Here is a 25,770-nt window from a genome sequence, read left to right as displayed (position 1 = left end):
GCTTTTTCTGTTTATGGAAACTTGTGGGATAGAATGGTAGAGTAATGGCATAGAAATAGAAAAAGAGATTTCCGAAAAATACCGTTTGGAGGAAAAGGATAATGAATACTTCTGTTGAGAGCCTGACTCATAAAATGCAGCGTGCTGCCGTTGGTAAAATGGTGGACGTGGTGCTTTCTCATGCCGATAAAGACCGTCAGAAAACCGTGGGACAGCTGGTGGATATTGCAAAGCAGTTCTATGGCAGTTCGTTCAGCGATGAAGCCTACGAACACGCCAGACAGACCCTGACCGACCCCGACAGCAAGTGGTCCAAGCTCATCAACTGTGTGCTGGATCAGACCGACCCCAACGTGGCCCGCACCATGGCGCTGAATCTGGGCTACGAGGCTTTCTTCCGCGGCACCAAGACCATCCGCGAGAACCGCGTGAAGTATCAGTGCAACATCCCCTGGCTGATCCTGTTCGACCCCACTTCTGCCTGCAACATGCATTGCGTGGGCTGCTGGGCTGGCGAGTATGGCAACAAGAACAACCTCAGCTTTGAGGATATGGACAAGATCGTTACCGAGGGCAAGGAGCTGGGCGTATACCTGTACATGCTGACCGGCGGCGAGCCGCTGGTGCGCAAGGCTGATATCCTCAAGCTGGCCGAGAAGCACAATGATGTGCAGTTTGCCATCTACACAAACTCCACCCTCATCGATGAGCCCTTCTGCAAAGAGGTGGTGCGTCTGGGCAACATTGCCTTCATGCTGTCCATCGAGGGCACCCCGGAGACCAACGATGCCCGCCGCGGTGAGGGGCACTATGCCGCTGTTATGCATGCTATGGATCTGCTCAAGGAGCACGGCATCGTGTTCGGCACGTCCATCTGCTACACCCGCGATAATATCGAAGCTGTTACCAACGATGAGTTCATGCGTTTCCTGTGCGAGAAGGGCGCACACTTCGGCTTCTACTTCCACTACATGCCCGTGGGCAACGAGGCAGCACCGGAACTGATGCCTACCCCGGAGCAGCGCAAATATATGATCGACCGCATCCGCTATCTGCGCTCGGAAGAGTGCGATATCCCGTTCTACCCGATGGATTTCCAGAACGATGGCGAGTTTGTGGGCGGCTGTATTGCCGGCGGACGCAACTACTTCCACATCAACTCGGCCGGTGACGCAGAGCCGTGCGTGTTCATCCACTACTCCAATGCCAATATCCACGACCAGAGCATTCTGGAAATTCTGCACAGCCCGCTGTTCATGGCTTATCACAACGGCCAGCCCTTCAACAAGAACCATCTGCGTCCCTGCCCGATGCTGGAAAACCCCGAACTGCTGCAGAAGATGGTGCACGAGACCGGTGCCCACAGCACCGACCTGCAGTCGCCGGAGAGCGTGGAGCACCTGTGCGAGAAGTGCAAGAACTATGCAGCCAACTGGCAGCCCACGGCGGACGAGATCTGGTCCCACACCAAGATCCGCGAGAGCCGCTACGAGAACTACAAGGACTGGAAGCCCTCGCAGCCCATTGAAAAGTAACGAAGGCAGACATCATAATGCAAACAAAGCCCAGACGTTCCATTGAAGTGCGCTCCGTCAAGTAGACAGAGAAATAATATAAGTTTTTGTTCGCCGTTTCCACAAGGAAACGGCGAATTTTTTGTGCAAAAGTGATGGTTCTTTCTTGATATAAAAATACCCCCAGAGTACGCAGAGTTTTTGTTTTACTCTGTCTACTCTAGGGGGAGCATATCACACTCAGAGAGGGTCTTACTGTTTCATGAAAGAGTGGTTTTGAAAATTACCAGAACCAGTAGCGCTTTTTCAGCACAACATATGCAATGCCGATCAGAACCACTACAACACCACCGGCAATGAAGAAGGTCCAGTTGATATTGGCAAATTTCAGGTTCTGGTTGGTCAGCAGATAACGGCCTGCAGTATCGGCAGTGATGATGCCGTCGGTGTAGCTGTTCAGATACTGCCACTTGTTGGAGACGGTGTTGTACAGATACAGGCGGGTATAGGTGCTCACATCCAGATCGATGCGCACCGAGCAGGGAAGAGCCTTGCCCTTGTCCAGCTCAAACTCGATGCCCTGATCGGACTCAGTCAGGATGAGCATGGTGTCCAGCTCACTGGTGGTGCTCTTGACACCGCTGCCTGCAATCTGCATGGTGTAGCCATCGCCCACCACGCACAGGGTCTTGCCGGTGGTACGCAGCGCATTGAGGATATCACCGGTCACGGTAGGCACCTCGGCCTGTGTGAAAACGATCTCGTTGTCCTCACTGTCCTGAATGGCCTGCACAACGGGATCGATCTCGATGGGAGCATCGTTATCCGGTTCGGTGGAGCTGCTGTCCGAAGAATTATCGGAAGAAGATGCAGCCGAACGGTTGACGATGACCGTGACCATGGCGGATGCAGTGCCGTTGGAAACGGTAATGGAAGTAGCGCCGGTGCCCACAGCCGTGATCACGCCGCTGGGGCTGACCGTGGCAATGTTGCTGTTGGCGGACTTATAGGTGAACTTCTGGGAAGCGGAAGAAGGCTTGACACTGGCGGTCAGGGTGCGGGTGGCACCGGGCTTGAGCACAACGTAGGAAGGATTCACCGTGACGACCTGACCGCTGTTGGAAGAACCAGTGCTGGCGGTGCCGGTGCTGGAGTTGGGAATACTCATGACCGTGACATTGGTGGTAGCAGTCACCGAACCGCAGGTAGCGGTAATGGTGGCGGTGCCGGGGGAAATGCCGGTAACACGGCCGAAATTGTTCACCGTGGCAACCTTCTCATTGGAAGAGGTCAGGGCGACGGTGGCATAGTTGGAAGCCGAAGTAGGCCGCACCTGCAGCTGTGCCGAGACCGAGTTGCCAACATAGATGGTGTTGGAGGAAAGGGAAAGGTCCATCTCAGTAACGATCATGGAAGAATCCATGGAGACAACGATGGTGTAGGCACAGATCTGGTTGCCTGCGGCAGCGGTGATGCGGGTGGTGCCTACGCCCACAGCCTGCACGACACCGGAGTTGCTCACGGTCAGAATGGAAGTATCGTCCGAGATAAAGACAACCGAGTCGGTAGAGTTGCGCGGACGCACCACAGGAGACAGCTGCTGAGAGGAACCCAGCAGCATGTTGGCGGTATAGCTGCCGGCCTCAATGCTTTCGGCAGGCACGTCCTGATCCCACGGCATGGCAACGCCGCTCAGGGCAAGGCCGGAGACAGGGCTTGCTGCGGCCGCAGACACAGCTGTGCCGCAGGCCAGCAGGCAGAGCGCTGCCGCACAGACGGCCAGTTTTTTTGCGGTTGATTTCATAGTAAGTGTACCTCTTTGGGTGATATAACGGCGGCTGGCAGTCAGCACAGCTCCGGTTTAGCGGAACAGAACGCCCAGGGCTTCCATTGCGTACTCGAAATAGGTGACCTGATCGTACTCCACGCGGGCAGTAACGCTCATGCCGTTGGAAAGATCCACCTTGTCGCCGCTGCGGCTCACCACATAAGTGGCATCGGGCTTAATGGTCATCTTATAGTAGGAAGCGTTGGAACTGGCAGTCACGTCACTGTCAATGGCCGTTACAGTGCCGGTCAGGGTGCCATAGGAATACTCCGAAAGGCCGGTAATGGCGATCTTGCACGGGTCACCCACATGAAGCAGCGGGCGGTCATTCACGGTGACCATGGCAACGATCTCCAGATCGTCGTTCTCGCTGGCAACAGTGGCCAGCGGGGAGCCTGCGCTCAGCACCATGCCCTCTTTGTAAGGAGTATCCATGTGGATCACACCGGAGGTGGGGGCGTAGATGTAGTAATCGTTGGCACCGGTGTTCAAGGCATCGAGCTGAGCCTGAACGTTGTCCACGTTGCTCTGTGCGCTGGTAATGCTCTGGGAGATGGACTGCATGGTGGAGTAGTACAGAGCTTCTACTTCGCTCTGGCTCTGCTCCATCATGGTCTTGATCTGAGCATCGGAGTAACCGGCAGCCTGATAGGCCGTGGCATCAAAGGTCTTCTGAGAGACCTGGCTCTTGTAGGTCTCGTACTGATAGTAGTAGGGCTGATCTTCGGGGTTTGTCTCGCTGAAGTAGTTGGTATCATCCTGCACGCACTGCAGCAGCTTGTTGTACTGATCCAGCTGGGTCTGGTAGATCTTGAGCTGGCTTTCCAAGTTATCCTGCTGCATGTCGATATCCGTGCTCTTGATGTGGGCCACGAGGTCGCCCTCGTTCACATAGCTGCCCTCCGAAATATACATCTCGGTAATGGAGCCGGAATAACTGGACATGATATAGGTTTTATTGCTGGCCTGCACGGTGCCTGCGTTCTGGCTGACATAAATGCGGTTGGTATGGGTGCTCCACACCACCAGAAACAGCATGAAGATGCCCACCAGAATGACAAAAGCGTAGCCATAAGGCGGCAGCTTTTTTTCCATCATGATGCGGCGGTCCTGCAGATCCGAAAGGTTCTGAACTTTAATCGTCATAATTACTTGGTCTCCATAAAGACATCGACCACGGCATCATCCTCATCCTGATTGACATAGATGGTATAGGAGGTGCCGGTCAGTTTCTGCTCATTCTCAAAAGCGTGGACCTGCAGCTTGTAGGAAGCCAGCTGGCTTTCGGGCATGGGGCCGGTGTAGTGGGCATACAGGCAGTTCTTCACGCGCAGAACAGCATCCATATGGTAGTCCTGCTCCATCTGGCCGATGAACTGGGTAGCCTGCTGCATCATGTACAGGTGCATCTGACGGTCCTCACCAACCACCATGGCCTGCACAATGGGGCCAATGGGCTGTGCGTTGTTGCTCTTGATAAAGTTGTGCATCTGGGTCAGCACCACGGGCAGACTGGCCATCTCTTCCGGATGGATCTCACGGGAAAGCACATTGGTGAGCTTCAGGGTCTTGTTCTCGGCTACTTTGATCTCTTTCATGTTGAATACCTCGGTTCCTTTTCAGATTTACCTCAGAAGAGGCAGTAATAGGCAATCGAGAAAGGGGAGAAAACCGCTGCAGAGAGCAGCTTCCTCTCCGCTCCCGATCGCCTACTACTTATAAAAGTAATAGGGATCTTGCAAATAAAATGTGCCCGGAGGCGTTTTGCCTCCGGGCACACCATAGTGAGGCATAGTTACCTGAGCAGGCGGGGCCTGTTCAGGATAACACCATCTACTTCTACTAAACAGAAAGTCTTTCTAGCTCTTTTTTATCTGACACAGCAAAACTATGTCAAATCAAGCTATCCATCATGAATGACTCCCTTTCATATGTAACCGGGTACGCACCCGGCTGCAACACATCAATAGGTGATCGACTCACCGTCGTCATCCTCTTCCACCACGGCCTGCATGACAGACTGCTTGGGCTCTGCCTTTTTGCTGCGGTAGATACCCTGCTGCATGTTCCACAGCTCGTAGTACTTGCCTTCCTTGGCAAGCAGCTCATCGTGCGTGCCGCGTTCCACGATCTTGCCGTGATCCATCACAAGGATCAGATCACAGTCACGAACGGTGGACAGGCGGTGAGCTACGATCAGCATGGAACGATCTGCAAGCTGATCGTAGATCATGTTGAAGATCAGATTTTCCGTAGCAAAGTCCAGATTACTGGTGGATTCATCCAGAATGTAGAGGTTGGAATCTTTCAGGAAAGCGCGTGCCAGCGCAATGCGCTGCTTTTCACCGCCGGACAGGCCGTTGCCTGCTTCTTCCAGATAGGTGTTATACTGCAGGGGCAGATGACGGATAAAGTCGTGAGCATCTGCCTTCTTGGCAGCTTCCTTAACTTCGTCCATCGTAGCGTCCATACGGGAAACGCGGATGTTATCATAAATGGTCTTGCTGAACAGCTCAACGTTCTGCGGCACATAAGAAATTGCGCGACGGACAGAGTCGTTGGTGTATTCAGCCAGATTCACACCGTTCAAGTCGATCTCGCCATCTTCCGGCTCATAATACTTGAGCAGAAGCTTGGTAATCGTGGATTTGCCGCTGCCGCTGCTGCCCACCAGCGCGACCTTTTTACCGGCCGGAATGGTAAAGCTGATGTGATCCAGTGCAGGGGCACGGTTGCCATAACGGAAAGTGACATCCTTGAACTCGATATCGCCCTCCACCTTGTCCAGATCGGTGCGGTCTTCGTCGCCGACCGTCTCGGAGGGATAATCCATGATCTCGCCCAGACGCTTCATGGAAATGCTGGCCTCCTGAATCTGCATCTGCAGACCAATCAGGTTGCTCAGCGGGGAAGTAAAGTAAGAGGACAGCGTGCTGAAGGCCATGAATCCGCCCAGTGTCATCTCCCCCTTCAGAACCTGACTGATACCCACATAGGTGGTCAGCATGCTGAAACCGGTGGAAATGAAGGAGGAAATCAGGCCCTGCGTGGTGCTGATCTTGCTGGAGCGCAGGCTGATCTTCAGGCTCTTGATGTACTCACGCTCGAGGTTCTCCATTTCGGTATTCTCGTTGGCGTTGCACTTGACCGTCTCAATGCCGCGCAGGCTTTCGATCATCTGGCTGTTCAGTGCAGCGGACTGCACCATGGTCTCTTCGTTGATCTTTTTGTAAGGCTGCTTGTAGATCAGCACCAGCAGAATGCTGACCAGAGCCATGAACAGCGAGATCGAGAAGAGCATCGCATTCATGCGGAACAGGATGATACCGGTGATAATGGCCATCGAGATATCCATGATCAGGCTCAGCGCAATGCTGGTGAAGATGGATTTGATGGTGTTTGCATCCGAATAACGGGTGGTGATATCACCAGTCTTGCGGGTGGCAAAGAACTTCATGGGCAGACGGAAGATATGCCCGAAGTAGCCCAGCATCAGCGGAATATCGATCTTGATGGATAGGTGGATCAGAACCCACTGCCGGACAAAGCCCACCAGCGTATTGGTGATACTGACCATGCTGAACACAAGGATCAGCGTGACCAGCAGATTGTCTAGGCCATATGGCAAGACCTCGTCCATCAGGATCTTGTTGAACATGGAGGAGGCAATGCCCAGGATCGTAACGATCAGAGAACTCAGGATCGCATAGGCAAAGAGCTTTTTCTGGGGCAGCAACAGGTCGACGTAACGCTTGAACATGCCGCCCTTTTCGATCTTACCGCCCTTGAACTCCGAGGTGGGGTTCATCAGCAGCAGAACACCGGTAAAGTTCTTGTAGAACTCATCCAGACTGATCTTTTTCAGCTCACTGCCGGGGTCGCCGATCACGACATAATCCTTGCACTTGTGTTTTTTGCCGTTCTTCTCATCTTCCTTGGCGGCTTCGGCTTCTTTCAGCATGTGCCGACGACGCTCACCGTCATCTTTGATGGTGGTCTTTTTAAAGACGACCACAAAGTGGGCCAGACCCTGATCGGTGATGACCTGCGCAATGCAGGGCAGCGAGAAATCGCTGAGGAAATTTTCACGGTCTACGCGAACCGCTGCAGTGGTGAAACCCAACTCATTAGCGGCTTTCTGCAAACCAACAAGGTTCGTGCCTTTCAGGTCGGTACCCATCATATCGCGCAGGCGGGTGATGGTAACTTCCTTTTTGTAATGGAGGCACACCATTGCGAGGCAGGCAGCCGCACAGTCAGTGGTGTCGTGCTGCCGGACATAGGTATAACGCATAGATGCTTCCTTTGATCATATACAAATTTATTCAAACAGCGGCAGGCGTTTTGAAGAAGCGGCCTGCCGCAGATCTGACAACGTGAAAAGAGCCGGAGCCTGAAACAACAGCACAGAGACCGGTGCTTTGTCCTGTCCTGCGGAGAACCATGACAAAACACCGGTCGGCTGCTATCAAAAGAAGGGAGCACCTACCCTTTGATCTGTGTGCCGGACTTTGGAAAAACAGATACAAATTCCCAAAGCTTATAAGCAGTATACCACAATGTGACATCTTCTTCAAGTAGTCAAATTTTAAGAAATCATTATGCTTGATGCTTTTTTCGCATGGATGCTGTGTTTTTGGGACAGAGAAGCCCAAAAAACAGAGGAGAAACACGACTGCATGGCTGTACAGAAAAAGGGTGTAGTGTGGGACAAACAAAAAAGGCAATGTTCTGTGGAACATTGCCTTTTCTTCTGGCGCCTCTTGCCTGACTCGAACAGGCGACACCCTGATTAACAGTCAGGTGCTCTAACCGACTGAGCTAAAGAGGCAGATCACATTTGTGACTGCGAAAGATATTATACCGCATAAGAATGCCTTTTGCAAGCCTTTTTTTAAAAAATAAATCATTTTTGGCAAAATAAAACCGTCCTGCAGTGTTTTGAAACGCTGCAGGACGGTAAAGTACATATTATAAAAGAAGGAAAGGCTTATTTCAGCTTGCTCTTGGCCTTCATGCGCTGCTCGTGGTTCAGGATCTGCTTGCGGATGCGCAGATTTTCAGGAGTGACCTCCAGCAGCTCGTCCTGTGCCAAGAATTCCAGGCAGCCTTCCAGACTGAGCTTGCTAATGGGGATCAGGCGCAGAGCATCGTCGGAGCCGGATGCACGGGTGTTGGTCAGGTGCTTGGTCTTGCAGACGTTGACATCCACGTCCTCGCCGGAAGCGGTGTAGCCAATGACCATGCCCTCGTAGACCTTTTCACCAGCGCCCACCAGAAGGGTGCCGCGCTGCTGAGCATTGAACAGACCGTAGGTGACAGCCTCGCCGGTCTCAAAGCTGACCAGAGAACCGGTGGAGCGGTTGGCAATCATGCCAGCCCAGACATCGTAACCGTCGAAGATCTGGTTGATGATGCCTTCGCCGTGGGTATCGGTCAGGAACTGGTTGCGGTAGCCGAACAGGCCGCGGCTGGGCATACGGAACTCCAGACGCACACGGTCGGTGCCCAGAGATTCCATCTGCTGCAGGATAGCCTTGCGCTGGCCCAGACCGGTCATGACAGCGCCCTGATACTGGGTGGGCACATCGATGACGACATGCTCCATAGGCTCATAGGTCTTGCCGTCGATGACCTTGGTCAGAACGTGCGGGGGAGAGACCTGCAGCTCATAACCTTCACGGCGCATGGTCTCGATCAGGATGGACAGGTGCATCTCACCACGGCCCATAACGCGGAAGGAATCGGTGGTGGCGGAATCCTCCACCTTCAAAGCGACATCCTTCAGCAGTTCCTTCTGCAGACGGTCACGGATCTGACGGCTGGTAACATACTTACCCTCACGGCCGGCCAGCGGGCTGTCGTTGACGGAGAAGGTCATTTCAACGGTAGGATCGTTGATCTTCACGAAGGGCAGCGGCTCCACATTGGAGGGGCTGCACAGGGTATTGCCGATGGTCACGTCGGGCAGGCCGGAGAATGCCACGATATCGCCGGCGGTGATATTATCGCACGGCTGACGGCCATTGGCCTGGAAGTCGTACAGCTTGGTCAGACGACCGCGCATTTTCAGATCCTGATTGTGCCAGTCACAGACGACAACTTCCTCGCCCACCTTGGCAACGCCGTTCTGGATGCGGCCAATGCCGATGCGGCCCACGAAGTCGTTATAGTCCACAGAGGACACCAGCATCTGGAAGGGAGCCTCGGGGTCGCCCTCAGGCGGCTTGATGGTGCTCAGCAGAGTATCGAACAGAGGGATCAGGTCGGTGCCGGGCACATCCGGGTCCAGGCTTGCGGTGCCATCACGGCCGCAGCAGAACAGCATGGGGCAGTCCAGCTGCTCATCGGTGGCACCTAGATCCATCAGCAGGTACAGAACTTCGTCGATGACTTCCTTGATGCGGGCATCGGGACGGTCGATCTTGTTGATGGCCACCACCAGACTCAGGTTCTGCTGCAGAGCCTTCTGCAACACAAAACGGGTCTGGGGCATGCAGCCCTCGGCGGCATCCACCAGCAGCAGAACGCCGTTGACCATCTTCAGCACGCGCTCCACCTCGCCGCCAAAGTCGGCATGGCCCGGAGTATCGACAATATTGATCTTGACACCCTTGTAGGTGCAGGAGCAGTTCTTGGCCAGAATGGTAATGCCACGCTCACGCTCGATATCGCCGCTGTCCATGACGCGCTCAGCCACGACCTGATTATCGCGGAATGCGCCGCTCTGACGCAGCATTGCGTCCACCAGGGTGGTCTTGCCGTGGTCAACGTGAGCGATAATGGCAACGTTGCGCAAATCGTTACGAACCATAAAATTCAACCTCTCTATTATTAAAACTCATAAAATACGAACGAACGTCATACAAGTTTAAGTTTATAACAGAAAGGGGTGGTTTGTCAAGATTGTATAAAAAATTTTTCAACCTTTCGGCAAAATGCCTGAGAAAAGCCATGCGATTTGTGCGGCGTGTACCTTTAGAATATGCTATACTAAGGGTACAGAAGAAATAAAGCCGGAGGTGTTTTTATGAAGATCACATTTCTGGGCGCGAACCATGAGGTCACCGGCAGCTGCACTTTGATCGAAGCGGCTGGGCAGCGCTTTTTGATCGACTGCGGCATGGAGCAGGGGAAGGACGTATACGAGAACCAGCCCATCCCGGTGGCACCCGGCGAGATCGACTGGGTACTGGCCACCCATGCACACATCGACCATACCGGTATGCTGCCGCTGCTGGTGCGCAACGGCTTCCGCGGCAAGATCTATGCCACGAACCCCACGGTGGAGCTGTGCGGCATCATGCTGCGGGACTCGGCCCATATTCAGGAATTTGAAGCGGAGTGGAAAAACCGCAAGGGCCAGCGCTCCGGCGCAGAACCGGTGGAACCGATGTATACTGTGCAGGATGCTGAAGCAGCCATGAAGCTGTTTGTGGGCAAGGCCTATGAGCAGCGCTTCCAGCTTGCACCGGGCATTGAAGCCCGCTTTGTGGATGTGGGCCATCTGCTTGGCTCGGCCAGCATAGAGCTTTGGATCACCGAGGGTGAGACCACGACCAAGCTGGTATTCTCCGGTGATATCGGCAATCTGGATCAGCCCATCATCAAGGATCCTGCTTACATCAAAGAGGCGGACTACGCCTTTATGGAATCTACCTACGGCGACCGCAGCCACGGCCCGAAGCCGGACTATGTGAGCGAGCTTGCGAAGATCCTGCAGCGCACCTTTGACCGGGGCGGCAATGTGGTCATTCCCAGCTTTGCGGTGGGCCGCACGCAGGAGATGCTCTACTTTATCCGTGAGATCAAGGAAAAGGGCCTTGTGAAGGGACACGGCAACTTCCCGGTGTACATTGACAGCCCGCTCGCCATCGAGGCGACCCGCATCTTTAAAGATACCGACCCGGACTGCTTTGATGCGGACACCCGCGCTCTGCTGGAAAAAGGCATTGATCCGATCACCTTCCCGGGGCTGCGCGTCACGGTGACCAGTGATGAATCCCGCATGATCAATGCAGACCGCGTGCCAAAGGTCATCCTCTCGGCCAGCGGTATGTGCGAGGCAGGCCGCATCCGCCACCACCTCAAGCACAATCTGTGGCGGCCGGAGTGCACCATTCTGTTCGTGGGCTATCAGGCGGTGGGCACGCTGGGCCGCACCCTGCTGGAAGGTGCCACGACGGTAAAACTGTTCGGTGAACCTATTGAGGTGCAGGCAGAACTGTGCCAGCTCACCGGCATGTCCGGCCATGCGGACAGAGAAGGTCTGCTGCGGTGGGTGAACTCCTTTGAGCAGAAACCAAAGCGTGTGTTCGTGATGCACGGCGAAGATGAGACCGAGGACCACTTTGTGCAGACCTTGACGGAACAGGGCTTCACTGCCTGTGCACCCTACAACGGCGCACAGTGGGCCATCGGAGCCGAGGGAGCCGTATGCCTGCAGGAGGGCATGCGCGTCCGCATTGAGCACAAGGCTAATGAAGGCCAGAGCCGTGCTGCCAGTGTGTTCCAGCGGCTGGTCAGCGCCGGCAAGCGCCTGCTGCGGGTCATCGAGCACAACGAGGGCGGCGCAAACAAAGACCTTGCCAAGTTTGCCGACCAGATCAATGCCCTGTGCGATAAGTGGGACCGATAAAGCAAAACAAAAGCGCCGTGGCCCAAAAGGCCACGGCGCTTTTTTGCATGGAGCGGGCAATGGGAATCGAACCCACCTCCTCAGCTTGGAAGGCTGATATACTAGCCGATGTACGATGCCCGCATTTACGAACGATATTATAGCATGTTCCGGCACAAATGTCCAGCCCAATTTTTGTATGTTCCTTAAAGCACCGGAAAAGAATGCCGGAACGGCCTTGCTTTTCCATACGGCTCTGCTACAATAGAAAAGAACGGAGGGAGAGAGGATGGAGCCGGAAGCAGAGATCATTCGTGCGCAGCTGTTTGCCCTGCGGGATGAAGCATACCGCATCTTTCACAGTGCGTTGATGCCCACCGTGCCGCCGGAAACGGTGATCGGCGTGCGCGTTCCGGCTCTGCGCAGGCTGGCAAAACAGCTCGCGGGCACAGCGCAGGCAGAAGTGTTTTTACAGGCCCTGCCGCATGGATACTACGAAGAGAACAACCTCCACGCGTTCCTGATCGAACTTATCCGGGACTACGACAGGGCGCTGGCTGAAACGGAAGCGTTCTTGCCCTACATCAACAACTGGGCCACCTGTGACTGCTTTTGCCCCAAAGTGTTTGCAAAGCACAAGAAGGAACTGCTGGTGCCCATTCGCCGCTGGCTGGATTCGGGCGAGGTGTACACCGTGCGCTATGGCATGGAGATGCTGATGCGCTATTATCTGGATGATGCATTCCGGCCGGAATATCTGGAATGGGTGGCCGATGTGCACAGCACGGAATACTATATCAATATGATGCGGGCATGGTATTTTGCCACAGCACTGGCAAAGCAGCCGGATGCCGCGCTGCCGTGGCTCACAGAAAAGCGGCTGGATCTGTGGACCCACAACAAAGCCATCCAGAAAGCGGTGGAAAGCCGCCGCATTCCGCCCGGAATGAAGCAGCTGCTGCGCGGTCTGCGCAGCCGTTCATAAAAGCTTCCGGATTTCCGCGCAGATTTCCTGTTTACTTTATGAATGTTTTATTGTAAAATAAGCTATAGTAAAAAATGTCAGGGTATGCCTATGCCCTGACGGAAGATAAAAACAGGTGGTGTTTGGATTATGGCATTGAAATATCAGCGTATCCTTCTGAAGATCAGCGGCGAAGCACTGGGCGGCGAAAAGGGCATGGGTTTTGATGAACCCACCATGGACGCGATCTGCGGCGGCGTGAAGAAAGCACACGAGCTGGGCGTACAGATCGGTATCGTGGTTGGCGGCGGCAACTTCTGGCGCGGCCGTTCCAGCGGCAAGATGGAGCGCACACTGGCCGATAAGATCGGTATGCTGGCAACCGTGATGAACGCACTGGCTGTTTCCGATAAGCTGGAACAGCTGGGTGTCCCCACCGAGGTGTTCACCTCCATCGCCATGCCACAGGTGGCACAGCCCTTTACCCGCAAGGATGCCCTGCGCGCCATGGATGAGGGCAAGATCGCCGTGTTCGGCGGCGGCACCGGCAACCCGTTCTTCTCCACGGATACGGCAACCGCTCTGCGCGCTGTGGAAGTGAGCGCCGATGTGATGTTCAAGGCTACTATGGTGGATGGCGTTTACGATAAGGACCCCCACAAGTACCCGGATGCAAAGAAGTATGATACCCTCACCTTTACCAAGGTGCTGGAAGACCAGCTGGCTGTCATGGATGGCACTGCTGCCACTCTGTGCCGCGACAACAAGCTGCCCATCCTCGTGTTCGATCTGGCCGACCCGGACAACATTGCCCGTGCCGTGCAGGGCGAGAATGTGGGCACACTGGTTTACGAGGGCTGAAACGCCTGCAGCCGACATACATTATAGGGCAGACGCATTGCAGCGCAGCCCCAAGATAAAAAGGAACAGGAGACTACCGCAATGAGCAGCAACACCAAGGTTTACGAAGACAAGATGAAGAGTTCGGTCGAACATCTGGGCCGCGAACTGGGCGCTGTGCGCGCAGGCCGCGCAAATCCCGCTGTGCTGGATAAGGTCAGCGTGGATTATTATGGTGCCCCCACTCCCATCCAGCAGGTGGCATCCGTGGCTGTGGCCGAAGCACGCACCCTGACCATTACCCCGTGGGACCGTACTCTGCTGCGCCCCATCAGCAAGGCCATCATGGCCAGCGATGTGGGCATCACTCCCATTGATGACGGCTCTACCATCCGCCTGAACTTCCCGGCTCCCACCGAGGAGCGCCGCAAGCAGCTGGCAAAGGAAGTTTCCAAGCTGGGCGAGGAGGCTAAGGTGGCAGTGCGCAACATCCGCCGCGAGGCTATGGATAAGGCCAAGGCCATGAAGAAGGCCGGCGAGCTGACCGAGGACAGCCAGAAGACCATGGAAGAGGATGTCCAGAAGTTGACCGATAAGTATATCAAGAACATCGATGCTGCGGTGGAAGAAAAGCAGAAGGAGATCATGTCTGTCTGATCTGCGCAGATGCAATAAACTGGAGGTGCCGTGCGCTGAAGAAGAGTGCGCGGCACTTTTGTTGAAGGCGGCGTTGCTGCCGGGAGGAAACAATGGCGCATCCTAAAGAATTTGCCGAGGGCCTTTCCATCGGCATCATCATGGACGGCAACGGCCGCTGGGCAAAGAACCGCGGCCTGCCCCGCACTGCCGGGCACAAAAGAGGCGCAGAGGTGTTCAGCGATATCGCAGATTACTGCGATGAGCTGGGCGTTTCGTCGGTGTACTTCTATGCGTTTTCCACCGAGAACTGGAAGCGTCCGCTGGAAGAGGTCAACGCCATCATGCGGCTGTTCGGCGAATATCTGCTGAAGGGCTTTGACTACAAGAACCGCAATATCCGCATCAAGTTCATGGGCGACCGCACGGTGCTGGATGAAAAGCTGCAGCAGCTGATGAACAAGCTGGAGGCAGATTCTTCGGTCAAGACCGGCATGACCCTGAACATTGCCATCAACTACGGCGGCCGCCCGGAGATCGTGCGGGCGGCGCAGCAGCTGGCGGCAAAGGCGGCGGCAGGGGAGATAAAGCCCGAAGAGATCACGGAACAGCTGCTCAGCGATGCCATGTATACCGCTGGCCAGAAGGACCCGGATTTTATCCTGCGTCCCAGCGGAGAAAAGCGGCTGTCCAACTTCATGCTCTGGCAGGCAGCTTACTCGGAGCTGGTAGAAATGGACGTTCTGTGGCCGGATTTCACCCGCAGCGATCTGGACGCTGCCATTGAGGAGTTCAATCATCGTTCCCGCCGGTTTGGCGGACTGTAAAACCCAAGACCTCCTGCACACGGTGCAGGGACCGGACGGCCCGGCGGCTTTGCCGGAGCCAAACTTAATCCAGAGGGGCGCGGCACCCGACCGGTGAAAAGGAGATCCAATCTATGAAAACACGTGTTATTACTGCGATCGTGGGCATCATCGTACTGATCGGCGTGATGTTCACCTTCAACACTCTGATCTTTAATCTGGTCATCGCGGCCATTACGCTGATCGCCGTTCACGAGATCTACAGTGCCCTCGGCTTTGAAAAGAAGGACTGGCTGATGTATGTGGTTCTGGTGCCGTATACACTGCTGGTCATGACGAGCAACTATCAGGTCATGCGGCGGCTGGTGATGCCGATGTCCTTTCTGCTGGTCACCTTTTATGCCATCTATCTGGTGGTGCGCAATGGCACCATCAGCTATCAGAAGGCCAGCGGCCTGCTGATGTTCTCCGGTATCGTGATCTTCTGCTTCTATTCCTTTATCCGGCTCAAGGAGCTGCTGCCGGTGGAGCAGTACGGCTACGATGCGGTGTTCTTTATCTTGCTCATCCTCTGCTTTGCCTGGGGCGGCGATACCTGTGCCTACTTTGCAGGCCGTGCCTTTGGCAAGCACAAGCTCTGCCCGGTGGTCAGCCCCAAAAAGACCGTGGAAGGTGCCATTGGCGGTGTTCTGGGCACCATGGTGTTCGGTGTGATCATCACACTGGTGTACTCAGTGGCGGCAAACCGGATGGAAGCCTTCACCCGCTCCAACATTGGCGTTTCCATGTACGTGATCATTGCACTGCTGGGCTGCGTGGCGGCGGTGCTGGGCATTTATGGCGACCTGTTTGCCAGTGTGGTCAAGCGCCAGTGCGGCATCAAGGATTACGGCACCATCTTCCCGGGGCACGGCGGCATTCTGGACCGCTTTGACAGTGTGATGTTCATTGCGCCCTTTGTGACCATGGTCATTACGGCGGTGTTCTACTATTAAAAGGGGGAACGTGTGATGTCGAAAAAAATCACTCTGCTGGGTTCTACCGGTTCCATCGGCACCCAGAGTCTGGATGTGATTCGTGCACAGGGCTATGAGGTGTTCGGTCTTTCTGCCCACAGCCATGTAGACAAGATCCTGCAGCAGATCGAAGAGTTTCATCCGCGCTATGTCTGCATGACCGACCCGGATGCGGCCCGCAGGCTAGATGCGGAGCTTTCCGGTCGTGCAGATGCGCCCCGGCTGCTGGTAGGGCCGGAAGGGCTCAAGCAGCTGGCCGCACTGGACGGCACCGATGTGGTGCTGAACAGCGTGGTGGGCATTGCAGGCCTTGGTGCCAGCCTGTGCGCGATCGAAAGCGGGCATGATCTGGCCCTTGCCAACAAGGAGAGTCTTGTCACCGGCGGCCATCTGGTCACACAGGCCGTGGCAAAGCATGGTGTAAAGCTGCTGCCGGTGGACAGTGAACATTCGGCCATCTTCCAGTGCCTGCAGGATAAGGAGAGTGCCCCCAGCCTGACCAAGATCCTGCTCACGGCATCCGGCGGCCCCTTCTTCGGGATGAAGACCGAGGAGCTGCGCGGTAAGACCAAGGCGGATGCCCTCAAGCACCCCAACTGGAACATGGGCGCAAAGATCACCATTGACTCTGCCACCCTGATGAACAAGGGTCTGGAGCTGATCGAGGCAGTGTGGCTGTTCGGCCTGCCGCCGGAGAAGATCCAGATCGTGGTGCAGCGCCAGAGCATCGTGCATTCGGCGGTGCAGTTCAGCGATAATTCGGTCATTGCTCAGCTGGGTGTGCCGGATATGCGCATTCCCATCCAGTATGCGCTCACCTACCCAAAGCGCGTACCCGGCGTTGTGCCGGAGCTGGACTTTGCCGCACTCAAGGTGCTCACCTTCGATGTGGCAGACGACGAAACCTTCCGCTGCCTTGCCGCCTGCAAAAAGGCCATCAAAAAGGGAGGTCTCGGCCCATGCGCCGCCAACGGCGCCAATGAGGAAGCTGTCAAGCTCTTCCTTGAGGACAAAATTGGCTTCCTCGATATTGGCCGTCTGGTGGAAGCAGTCGTGGACAGCGACAGCTTTGGCGGCGAGTATACCCTCAGCGATGTGTACGAGTGCGACCGCATGGCACGAGAGTTCGTGCACGCACATCTTTGATCTTTAGGAGACGCAATGTCAATTTTTATCACCCTGATCGCCGCACTGATCGTGTTCAGCGCTGTGATCGCCATTCATGAATTCGGGCACTTTACCGTGGCAAAGCTCTGCGGCATTCAGGTCAACGAGTTTTCCATCGGCATGGGGCCGGCTTTGTGGAAGAAAATTTACAAGGGCACCCAGTACAGCCTGCGTGCATTGCCGGTAGGCGGCTATGTGGCGCTGGAGGGCGAGGAAAGCCCCGAGAGCCAGCAGGCCGAGGCGGCCCGCGACGAACGGGAAGCAGAGGACGAAAACCCTGTCCCGCCGGAGCAGCGCACCGGCATCCCTTTGAACGAGGCACTGGTATGGCAGCGTGTGCTTGTGATGGTGGCAGGTGCCTTCATGAATTTCGTGCTGGGCTTTGTGGTGCTGGTCATTCTTGTGGCAGCACAGGAAGGAGCCATCACCAGCAAGACCATCTATTCCATTGAGAACGATGCCCTCTGCGGCCAGACCGGCCTGCAGGCGGGGGACGAGATCGTTGCCGTGAACGGCAGGCGCTGCTTTGTGGCCAACGACATCCTTTATGAGCTGGTGCGCACCGAAGCCTATCGCGCCCGGTTCACCGTGAAGCGGGACGGCCAAAAGGTGGAACTGCCGGACGTGCAGTTCGACACCTGGCAGGACGAGGACGGCCAGACCCATATGACCCTTGGCTTTACGGTGTACGGCATCAAAAAAACACCGCTCAATGTGTTAAAAGAAGCATGGAACAGTACCCTGTACTACGGACGCATCGCGTTTATCTCGCTGGCAGACCTTGTGCGCGGACGTGAGAGCATCAACAATCTGTCCGGCCCGGTGGGTATCGTGACAGCGATCGGTCAGGCGGCAAGCTACGGCTGGCAGGATCTGCTGGAGCTGCTGGCCCTCATCACAATCAATCTGGGCGTGTTCAATCTGCTGCCCTTCCCGGCACTGGATGGCGGCAAGGTGGTATTTTTGATCATTGAGGGCGTTACCGGCCATGCAGTGCCGGAAAAGCTGCAGGGCACACTGACCGTTGCGGCCTTTGCACTGCTGTTTGGCCTGATGCTCTTTGCAACCTATAATGATATCATCCGGCTTGTGACCGGTGCAATGTGAGCAAAAACAGAAAGGGGAACTTTATGCGGCAGTTAAAACGGGAAGTGAAAATCGGCAATGTGACCATCGGCGGCAAGAATCCTGTTGCGGTGCAGACGATGCTCAACGTGCCGGTGGAGGATATTGAGGGCAATGTGGCGCAGGCAAAGCGGTGCGAAGCTGCTGGCTGTCAGATCCTGCGCGTGACCTGCCCCAGCCCGGCGGATGCAAAGTGCATCGAAGCCGTCAAGAATGCGGTGAACATCCCCATTGTGGCAGACATCCATTTTGACTACAAGGCGGCTCTGGCCTGCGCAGATGTAGGCGTGGATAAGATCCGCATCAACCCCGGAAACATCGGCGACGATGACCGGGTGAAGGCTGTGGTGGATGCCTGTCAGCAGAAGAACATCCCCATCCGCATCGGTGTGAACGGCGGCAGTCTGGAAAAGCACATCCTTGCAAAATACGGTGCCCCCACGCCGGAGGCCATGGTGGAGAGTGCACTGTACCATGTGCGCCTGCTGGAAAAATTCGATTTCAACAACATCGTCATTTCCATCAAGAACTCCAATGTGCCCCGCATGATGGAGGCCTACCGCCAGCTCAGCGCTGTCACGGATTACCCGCTCCATGTGGGTGTTACCGAGGCGGGTACCTACCAGATGGGTCTGCTGAAAAGCGGCATGGGCATCGGCGGAATGCTGCTGGAAGGCATTGGCGATACCATCCGCGTCTCGCTGGCCGCAGAGCCGGAAAAGGAAGTGGAAGCGGGCTACAACATCCTGCGCGCCGTGGGCTTCCCGGTAGCAGGCCCGGAGGTCATCACCTGCCCCACCTGCGGCCGCACCCAGTATCCCTGCACCGAGATCGCCAACGAGGTGGAAAAGCGGCTGCAGGGCTGCAAAAAATCCATCAAGGTGGCCGTGATGGGCTGCGTGGTCAACGGCCCCGGTGAAGCCCGCGAAGCAGACATCGGCATTGCCGGCGGCAAGGGCGAGGCGGTGCTGTTCATCCACGGCAAGCCCATCAAAAAGCTGACCGGAGACAACATCCTGGATCAGTTCATGGATGAGATCTATAAACTGTAATTTGGCTTTTTTCACAGCTGCCACACCTGCAAAAACGGGTGCGGCAGTTTGTGCTGTATAAAAAGGAGTACCATTTGTGACACCACTCGTATCCAACCTGTGGCCGCAGTTCATGGTGGACCCGGCATTTGCGGCCTGCTTCGGGCAGGTCATTGTGGAGCATGCGCAGATGCTGCGGCAGGAGCGGCAGGTCATCTTTACCCTGCGCAGCGGTGCGCCGCTGGACAAAAATCTCTGTGCCCGGCTGCTGGCATCCCTGCAGCCGGATTATGAGGGCTTTGAGCTGCGCATCCAGAACCTGTTTGGCTATGCCATGCTGGACGAAGCGGCCCTGCGCGATCTGATGGAAGAGATGAAGCGGGACGGCGTGCCCATCAATGGCTTTCTGGACCGGTGCAAGATCAACATCATCGGACAGAAGATCACCATCGGCGTATGCCATGGCACCAAGTTTTTGCAGGAGATGCACTTTGAAAAGCTGCTGGCAGAGCGCATTGCGGCCCACACCGGGGTAACGCCGCAGGTAACGCTGCAAAGCGCTGTAAGCGAAGCCGAGCAGCACCAGATGGAAGAAAAGCTGGAGCGCAAGATCGCGCCACCGGTGGTCAAGTTTGAGAAAAAGAACACAGCACCGTCCATCAAGGTGGATGGTCTGGACCTGACCGATAAGCCTGTCACCATTTTCCACGGCAAGATGTTCACCCCCAAGAACCTCACCCCGCTGAAAGACCTTGGCGGCGAGGGCGGCAAGTGCACGATCTGGGGCGATGTGTTCTTCTCGGAGGTCAAGGGCAACTTCCGAAAAATTTATACCGTATCCATCACCGATTATCAGGGCTCCATCAACCTGAAGATCCGCGCGCAGGAAGGTGAGGACTGCTCCAAGTGGGAGAGCCTTGGCAAGGGCACCACCCTCATCGTGCGCGGCGACTGCTCCTACGACAAGTACGAACACGATTATATCGTCTACCCCTACGATGTGCTCATCGTGGAGCGCAAAAAGCGGGAGGATACCGCACCGGTCAAGCGTGTGGAGCTGCATCTGCACACCAAGCTTTCCAGCATGGACGGCTTCTGTGACCCCGGCGGCATCGTCAAGCTGGCCCACCGCATGGGACATCCGGCCGTTGCCATCACTGACCACGGTGTGTGTCAGGGTTACCCGGAAGCCATGCTGGCAGCGGACGATATCCATAAATCAGACCCGGACTTCAAGCTGATCTACGGCTGCGAAGCCTACTTTGTGGACGACATGATCCCCTGTGTATACGGTGTGAAGGATCAGCCGCTGGACGGGGAGTTCTGCGTGTTTGATACCGAGACCACAGGCCTTGACCCCGGCGTGGAGTATATGACCGAGATCGGTGCCGTCATCGTGAAAAACGGCGAAGTGGTGGAGGAATTTGATACCTTTGTCAAGCCCGGCAAGCCCATCACCCCCAAGATCACCGAGCTGACCGGCATCACCAACGAAATGGTGGCGGATGCTCCCGGCGAAAAGGAAGCACTGGAAGCCTTCCTCAAATTTGCGGGAGACCGCATCCTTGTGGGCCACAACGTCCACGCCTTTGATATGCGTTTCCTGCGCGCCGCCGCCAAGCGCAGCGGCATCAAACTGGAGCCGACCTATATCGACACCCTGACCATGGCGCAGGCCATGTACCCCGGCCTGCACAACTACAAGCAGGGCACCATCAACAAGCATCTGGAGCTGCCTGCCTACGAGGCCCACCGTGCCTGTGAGGATTCTGCCGCGCTGGGCCGCATCTTCGGGGTCATGCTGAACGACCTGAAAGAAAAGCAGGTAGCAAAGGTCAGTGAGATCAACACCGGCCTTGGCGGCAACCGCGAGGTGCTGAAAAAGAAGTATTACCACCTCATCATTCTGGTCAAGAACCAGATGGGCCTGAAAAATCTGTACAAGATCGTCAGCGAAGCCCATGTGAACTACTTTTTCAAAAAGCCCCGGGTGCCCCGGAGCCTTTTGAACAAATACCGGGACGGCCTGCTGCTCACTTCCGCCTGCGAAGCCGGCGAGCTGTACCGAGCCATCGTGGATGGCACCAGCTATGAAGAACTGAAAAAGATCGCGTCCTACTACGATATTCTTGAGATCCAGCCGCTGGGCAACAACGCCTACATGGTGCGGGACGGCAAGGTGGACAGCGAAGAGGACATCAAAAACTTCAACCGCACGGTCATCAAGCTGGGCGAGGACCTGCACAAGCCGGTCATTGCCACCGGCGACGTGCACTTTACCGAGCCGGAGGACGCGGCTTACCGCGCTGTGCTGCAGGCGGGCAACGGCTTTAAAGATGCCGACAACCAGCCGCCGCTGTTCTTCCGCACCACGCAGGATATGCTGGCGCAGTTCTACTATCTGCCCAAGGAAAAAGCCTACGAGGTAGTGGTGAAGAACCCCCGCAAGATCGCGGCGATGATCGACAACAATGTTCGTGCCATCCCGCGCGGCACCTACCCGCCCAGCATCGAGGGTGCAGAGCAGCAGCTGCGCGATGCTACGTGGGAACACGCCAAGCGCGATTACGGTGACCCGCTGCCCGAAATTGTGGAAAAGCGGCTGCAGAAGGAGCTGGACTCCATCTGCGGCCATGGCTACGCCGTGCTGTACGTCATTGCGGTCAAACTGGTGGCCTATTCCAACGCGGGCGGCTATCAGGTGGGCAGCCGTGGTTCGGTCGGCTCATCGGCCGTGGCCCACTTCTCCGGCATCTCGGAGGTGAACAGCCTGCCGCCCCACTATCGCTGCCCCAAGTGCAAGCATAGCGAGTTCATCACCGACGGCAGCGTGGACGACGGCTTTGACCTGCCGGATAAAAACTGCCCCAACTGCGGCACCCGGATGCTGGTGGACGGCCACGATATTCCCTTCGAGACCTTCCTCGGCTTCTACGGCGATAAAGAGCCGGATATCGACCTGAACTTTTCCGGCGAATATCAGTCCAATGTGCACCGCTATACCGAGGAGCTGTTCGGCAAAGCCAACGTGTTCAAGGCGGGCACCGTGTCCGGTATTCAGGACAAGACCGCCTACGGCTATGTCAAAAAATATCTGGATGAGCGCGGCCGCACGGTGAACCATGCGGAGGAGAACCGCCTGACTCTGGGCTGCACCGGCGTCAAGCGCACCACGGGTCAGCACCCCGGCGGCATGGTCGTTGTGCCGGACACCTACGAGATCTACGATTTCTGCCCCATCCAGCACCCGGCGGACGATGTGGCAGGCGGCCTGCTGACCACCCACTTCGAGTTCAAGTACCTGCACGATACCCTGCTCAAGCTGGACGAACTGGGCCACGATATGCCCACCTTCTACAAGTATTTTGAGGAGTACACCGGTATCCCCATCGACAGCATCCCCATGAACGACCCCAAGGTGTACAGCCTGCTGACCAGCCCCGAAGCGCTGGGCGTGACCCCGGAGCAGATCGACAGCCAGACCGGAACCTTCGGCATCCCGGAAATGGGCACCAACTTCGTGCGCGGTATGCTGGTGGAGGCACGGCCCAAGAACTTCTCCGAACTGATCCAGATCTCGGGCCTGTCCCACGGAACGGACGTGTGGACCGGCAACGCGGACGAGCTGATCCGCAGCGGCACCTGCACCATTGCGGAGGTCATTGGCTGCCGTGACAGCATCATGCTGTACCTGCTGCGCAAGGGTCTGGAGCCCAAGATGGCCTTTGATATCATGGAGGCTGTGCGTAAGGGCAAGGTGGCCAAGGGCGGCTTCAAGGATGGCTGGGAGGAAGCCATGCGGGAGCACGAGGTGCCGGACTGGTACATCGAGAGCTGCCGCAAGATCAAGTATATGTTTCCCAAGGCCCATGCCGTGGCCTACCTGATGTCGGCCATTCGTCTGATGTGGTTCAAGATCTACCGTCCGCCGGAGTTCTATGCGGTATACTTTACCGTACGCGGCGACGACATCGACTACGAAGCCGCTGTGGGCGGTGCGGCAGTGGCCCGCGCCCACATGGAAGAGGTCAAGCGCCGCCTGAAGGAAGAGAAGAACGCCAAGGACGAGGATGTGCTGGTCAGCCTGCAGCTCGTCAACGAGATGCTGGTGCGCGGCTACGAGTTTTTGCCCATTGAGCTGGGCAAGAGCCGCGGCTCCAAGTATGTGGTGGAGGACGGCAAGGTACGTCTGCCTTTCTCTTCGCTGAAGGGTCTTGGCGGTGCTGCCGCCGATGCACTGGAAAAGGTGACCATCCACGGCGAAGAATATATCTCGGTGGAAGAGCTGCAGCAGGCTTCCGGTGTCGGCAGCAGCATTCTGGACCGTCTGCGTCAGGTGGGCGCTCTGGGCGACCTGCCGGAGAGCAGTCAGGTAAGCTTCTTCTAAGGATTCTGAAAACAAAAGTGCCTGCACGGCTTTAGCTGTGCAGGCACTTTTGCTTTAAAAAAGCACCCGCGGCAAAAATCGCAGGTGCTTAAAAATTCAGCAGAACGGGGGGTGTTTACTCCACGCTGATCATATAATAGTAAACGGGCTGGCCGCCGCGGATGTGGCTGACTTCAACGTGGTTCGGGCACTTTGCCTTTACGATCTCGGTCACTTTCTCGGCATCCTCATCGCTCACGTCGCAGCCGGAGATGATGGTGACGAAGCTGGAATCCTTCTTGCACATGCCGCGTGCCAGACGGTAGGTAGCTTTGGTGATATCGTTGGAGGTGGAAACGATCTTGCCGTTCTCCAGAGCCATGATCTCACCCTTTTTGATGCGCTTGCCGTCGTACTCACTGTCGCGGGCAGCATAGGTGATCAGACCGGTGGACACCTTGTCGGCAGCAGCCATCATGTTGATGGTGTTGGTCTCGGCGTTCACAGAGGGATCAAAGTTCAGCATGGCGGTAATGCCCATGGGTACGGTGCGGGTGGGCAGAACGACCACCTGACGGTCGGCCAGCTTCTGGGCCTGCTCAGCAGCCATGATGATGTTCTTGTTGTTGGGCAGCACGAACACGGTCTTTGCGGGCACGCTCTGGATGGCGGCGAGGATATCCTCGGTGGCTGGGTTCATGGTCTGACCACCGGAGACCACTGCGTCTGCAGCCAGATCGGTGAACACGGCCTTCAGGCCTTCACCGGCGGCAACGGCAACAAAGCCATAGTCACGGCTGGGGTCCACAGCAGCGTAGACGAACTCGCTGGACTGAGAAGGGGCCTTCTCAGCAGAAGCCTGCTTTTCCAGGCTCTTGCCCTGCTTCTGACGGGCCAGGAACTGCTCGTGCATGTTCTCGATCTTGAAGTTGGTCAGGTAGCCATACTTGATGGCTTCGCTCAGGATCTTGCCGGGATCAGCGGTGTGCACATGCAGGTTGATCACATCGTCATCCTCGATGCACACCACACTGTCGCCGTTGGATTCTGCAAAGGCACGCATCTTTGCGGCGCTTGCACCCTCATACTTGTTGATCAGGAACTGGGTGCAGTAGCCGTTCTTGATGTCCTCCACCTTCATCAGGTCGTCGGTGAACACGCCCTTGCCGGCGTTCTCGGTGGAGAGCTTTGCCTTGTTGGGAGCAGCCTCGCCGCCTGCCACGATGCCTTCGCCATGGAACACCTTGCCCATGCCCTCAAAGATGACCATGATGCCCTGACCGCCGGCATCCACAACGCCGGCCTTCTTCAGAACAGGCAGCAGGTTGGGGGTGTCCTCCAGAGCCTTCTGGCCGGCGGTCATCACCACATCCCACAGAGCGGGCACATCCTCGGCACCGCAGGCAGCAGCTTCCTCAGACGCAATGCGTGCAACCGTGAGGATGGTGCCCTCGGTGGGCTTCATAACGGCCTTATAAGCGCCCTCGACACCCTTCTTCAGGGCCTCGACAATGTCGGCAGCGGTGGCTTCCTTCTTGCCTTCCAGCGCCTTGGAGAAGCCGCGGAACAGCAGGCTGGTGATAACACCGGAGTTGCCGCGTGCGCCGCGCAGCATGGCGGAAGCAGCGGTCTTGGAAGCCTCACCCACGGTGCAGCTGTCGTCCAATGCTTCCAGCTCGCGCACAGAAGCACCCACGGTCATGCCCATGTTGGTGCCAGTGTCGCCATCAGGAACAGGGAAAACGTTCAGCTCGTCCACGCGGGAGCGCTGATTGTTGATGTTGTTGGCGCCAGAGATAATGGCGTCACGCAAAATCTTACCAGAAATCATTCTTTTTTACTCCTTGTACTTGCCGGAAA

The 25,770-nt window shown here is 56.2% G+C and carries 17 protein-coding genes and 2 tRNA genes; 11 read left to right on the top strand and 8 right to left on the bottom strand.

Translation table 11 applies throughout. The features are described from left to right. Window positions 1-101: 101 nt before the first annotated feature. The gene (locus ACGHP1_RS09665) at window positions 102-1,535 is read left to right on the top strand and encodes a radical SAM protein (protein WP_390509208.1); all 1,434 of its coding nucleotides are present in this window, start codon (window positions 102-104) and stop codon (window positions 1,533-1,535) included. A gap of 262 nt (window positions 1,536-1,797) precedes the next feature. On the opposite strand, the gene ACGHP1_RS09660 is transcribed toward ACGHP1_RS09665, so the two are convergent. The 6 genes from ACGHP1_RS09660 to typA all read right to left on the bottom strand — a co-directional run bounded on the left by ACGHP1_RS09660 (window position 1,798) and on the right by typA (window position 10,156). Next, complete coding sequence (locus ACGHP1_RS09660; RefSeq protein WP_332376429.1) at window positions 1,798-3,318, bottom strand: Ig-like domain-containing protein; 1,521 nt, start codon at window positions 3,316-3,318, stop codon at window positions 1,798-1,800. 57 nt (window positions 3,319-3,375) lie between these two features. Beyond that, window positions 3,376-4,488, bottom strand: a complete 1,113-nt coding sequence (locus ACGHP1_RS09655; RefSeq protein ID WP_005945848.1) for an HlyD family secretion protein — start codon at window positions 4,486-4,488, stop codon at window positions 3,376-3,378. A 2-nt stretch (window positions 4,489-4,490) separates the two neighbouring features. Next, window positions 4,491-4,940 (bottom strand): hypothetical protein, encoded by a 450-nt coding sequence (locus ACGHP1_RS09650; protein ID WP_005945849.1) that lies wholly within the window; start codon window positions 4,938-4,940, stop codon window positions 4,491-4,493. Between the two features lie 365 nt (window positions 4,941-5,305). After that, window positions 5,306-7,636 (bottom strand): peptidase domain-containing ABC transporter, encoded by a 2,331-nt coding sequence (locus tag ACGHP1_RS09645; protein ID WP_390509205.1) that lies wholly within the window; start codon window positions 7,634-7,636, stop codon window positions 5,306-5,308. Between the two features lie 460 nt (window positions 7,637-8,096). Further along, window positions 8,097-8,173: transfer RNA gene (locus tag ACGHP1_RS09640), tRNA-Asn, on the bottom strand. Window positions 8,174-8,332: 159 nt separating this feature from the next. Continuing rightward, a complete protein-coding gene (typA, locus tag ACGHP1_RS09635) occupies window positions 8,333-10,156 on the bottom strand; it encodes a translational GTPase TypA (RefSeq protein ID WP_005945857.1) in 1,824 nt (607 codons plus the stop codon). A gap of 216 nt (window positions 10,157-10,372) precedes the next feature. On the opposite strand from typA, the gene ACGHP1_RS09630 reads away from it, so the two are divergent. Then, window positions 10,373-11,980 carry an MBL fold metallo-hydrolase RNA specificity domain-containing protein gene (locus ACGHP1_RS09630; RefSeq protein ID WP_390509203.1) on the top strand — a complete coding sequence of 536 codons (1,608 nt, stop codon included), beginning with the start codon at window positions 10,373-10,375 and terminating at the stop codon, window positions 11,978-11,980. A 48-nt stretch (window positions 11,981-12,028) separates the two neighbouring features. Here ACGHP1_RS09630 and ACGHP1_RS09625 read toward each other — a convergent pair. Further along, window positions 12,029-12,103: transfer RNA gene (locus ACGHP1_RS09625), tRNA-Gly, on the bottom strand. Between the two features lie 145 nt (window positions 12,104-12,248). Between ACGHP1_RS09625 and ACGHP1_RS09620 the strand changes: the two genes are divergently transcribed. The 9 genes from ACGHP1_RS09620 to ACGHP1_RS09580 all read left to right on the top strand — a co-directional run bounded on the left by ACGHP1_RS09620 (window position 12,249) and on the right by ACGHP1_RS09580 (window position 23,931). Beyond that, window positions 12,249-12,944, top strand: a complete 696-nt coding sequence (locus ACGHP1_RS09620) for a DNA alkylation repair protein (RefSeq protein ID WP_390509201.1) — start codon at window positions 12,249-12,251, stop codon at window positions 12,942-12,944. Between the two features lie 129 nt (window positions 12,945-13,073). Then, the gene (pyrH, locus tag ACGHP1_RS09615; RefSeq protein ID WP_390509199.1) at window positions 13,074-13,784 is read left to right on the top strand and encodes a UMP kinase; all 711 of its coding nucleotides are present in this window, start codon (window positions 13,074-13,076) and stop codon (window positions 13,782-13,784) included. Window positions 13,785-13,865: 81 nt separating this feature from the next. Next, entirely contained in the window at window positions 13,866-14,420 is a 555-nt protein-coding gene (gene frr / locus ACGHP1_RS09610; protein ID WP_005945866.1) for a ribosome recycling factor, read from the top strand. A 92-nt stretch (window positions 14,421-14,512) separates the two neighbouring features. Then, window positions 14,513-15,226, top strand: coding sequence for a polyprenyl diphosphate synthase (gene uppS, locus ACGHP1_RS09605; protein WP_097775362.1), 714 nt, complete (start codon window positions 14,513-14,515; stop codon window positions 15,224-15,226). 113 nt (window positions 15,227-15,339) lie between these two features. Beyond that, window positions 15,340-16,200: a phosphatidate cytidylyltransferase gene (locus ACGHP1_RS09600; protein WP_371290738.1), complete on the top strand. Its 861-nt coding sequence runs from the start codon at window positions 15,340-15,342 to the stop codon at window positions 16,198-16,200. 15 nt (window positions 16,201-16,215) lie between these two features. Beyond that, on the top strand, window positions 16,216-17,367 hold the full coding sequence (gene dxr / locus ACGHP1_RS09595) for a 1-deoxy-D-xylulose-5-phosphate reductoisomerase (RefSeq protein WP_390509196.1): 1,152 nt from the start codon (window positions 16,216-16,218) through the stop codon (window positions 17,365-17,367). 15 nt (window positions 17,368-17,382) lie between these two features. Beyond that, on the top strand, window positions 17,383-18,495 hold the full coding sequence (locus ACGHP1_RS09590) for a M50 family metallopeptidase (protein WP_390509193.1): 1,113 nt from the start codon (window positions 17,383-17,385) through the stop codon (window positions 18,493-18,495). Further along, window positions 18,492-19,565 (top strand): flavodoxin-dependent (E)-4-hydroxy-3-methylbut-2-enyl-diphosphate synthase, encoded by a 1,074-nt coding sequence (gene ispG, locus ACGHP1_RS09585; RefSeq protein ID WP_223389689.1) that lies wholly within the window; start codon window positions 18,492-18,494, stop codon window positions 19,563-19,565. The genes ACGHP1_RS09590 and ispG overlap by 4 nt, the downstream gene beginning before the upstream one ends. Window positions 19,566-19,677: 112 nt before the next feature. Then, complete coding sequence (locus tag ACGHP1_RS09580; protein ID WP_097775405.1) at window positions 19,678-23,931, top strand: PolC-type DNA polymerase III; 4,254 nt, start codon at window positions 19,678-19,680, stop codon at window positions 23,929-23,931. Window positions 23,932-24,046: 115 nt separating this feature from the next. Here the strand turns inward: ACGHP1_RS09580 and ACGHP1_RS09575 are convergent, their stop codons facing one another. Beyond that, window positions 24,047-25,741 carry a DAK2 domain-containing protein gene (locus tag ACGHP1_RS09575; RefSeq protein WP_097781699.1) on the bottom strand — a complete coding sequence of 565 codons (1,695 nt, stop codon included), beginning with the start codon at window positions 25,739-25,741 and terminating at the stop codon, window positions 24,047-24,049. Window positions 25,742-25,770 lie beyond the last annotated feature (29 nt).

Origin of the sequence: Faecalibacterium sp. i21-0019-B1 (assembly GCF_042852915.1) — a bacterium.
GTDB classification, from domain to species: Bacteria; Bacillota; Clostridia; order Oscillospirales; family Ruminococcaceae; genus Faecalibacterium; species Faecalibacterium taiwanense.
Note: the sequence above shows the minus strand (reverse complement) of the source record. Positions and strands in the feature narration are given on the sequence as shown.

Bases quoted from the DNA above. Each gene is read 5' to 3' on its own strand.
- ACGHP1_RS09575 (WP_097781699.1), bottom strand. From the start codon at position 25,741: ATGATTTCTGGTAAGATTTTGCGTGACGCCATTATCTCTGGCGCCAAC.
- frr (WP_005945866.1), top strand. From the start codon at position 13,866: ATGAGCAGCAACACCAAGGTTTACGAAGACAAGATGAAGAGTTCGGTC.
- ACGHP1_RS09645 (WP_390509205.1), bottom strand. From the start codon at position 7,636: ATGCGTTATACCTATGTCCGGCAGCACGACACCACTGACTGTGCGGCT.
- dxr (WP_390509196.1), top strand. From the start codon at position 16,216: ATGTCGAAAAAAATCACTCTGCTGGGTTCTACCGGTTCCATCGGCACC.
- ACGHP1_RS09650 (WP_005945849.1), bottom strand. From the start codon at position 4,940: ATGAAAGAGATCAAAGTAGCCGAGAACAAGACCCTGAAGCTCACCAAT.
- ACGHP1_RS09590 (WP_390509193.1), top strand. From the start codon at position 17,383: ATGTCAATTTTTATCACCCTGATCGCCGCACTGATCGTGTTCAGCGCT.
- ACGHP1_RS09620 (WP_390509201.1), top strand. From the start codon at position 12,249: ATGGAGCCGGAAGCAGAGATCATTCGTGCGCAGCTGTTTGCCCTGCGG.
- ACGHP1_RS09660 (WP_332376429.1), bottom strand. From the start codon at position 3,318: ATGAAATCAACCGCAAAAAAACTGGCCGTCTGTGCGGCAGCGCTCTGC.
- typA (WP_005945857.1), bottom strand. From the start codon at position 10,156: ATGGTTCGTAACGATTTGCGCAACGTTGCCATTATCGCTCACGTTGAC.
- ACGHP1_RS09655 (WP_005945848.1), bottom strand. From the start codon at position 4,488: ATGACGATTAAAGTTCAGAACCTTTCGGATCTGCAGGACCGCCGCATC.
- uppS (WP_097775362.1), top strand. From the start codon at position 14,513: ATGGCGCATCCTAAAGAATTTGCCGAGGGCCTTTCCATCGGCATCATC.
- ACGHP1_RS09630 (WP_390509203.1), top strand. From the start codon at position 10,373: ATGAAGATCACATTTCTGGGCGCGAACCATGAGGTCACCGGCAGCTGC.
- ACGHP1_RS09600 (WP_371290738.1), top strand. From the start codon at position 15,340: ATGAAAACACGTGTTATTACTGCGATCGTGGGCATCATCGTACTGATC.
- pyrH (WP_390509199.1), top strand. From the start codon at position 13,074: ATGGCATTGAAATATCAGCGTATCCTTCTGAAGATCAGCGGCGAAGCA.
- ACGHP1_RS09665 (WP_390509208.1), top strand. From the start codon at position 102: ATGAATACTTCTGTTGAGAGCCTGACTCATAAAATGCAGCGTGCTGCC.
- ACGHP1_RS09580 (WP_097775405.1), top strand. From the start codon at position 19,678: ATGGTGGACCCGGCATTTGCGGCCTGCTTCGGGCAGGTCATTGTGGAG.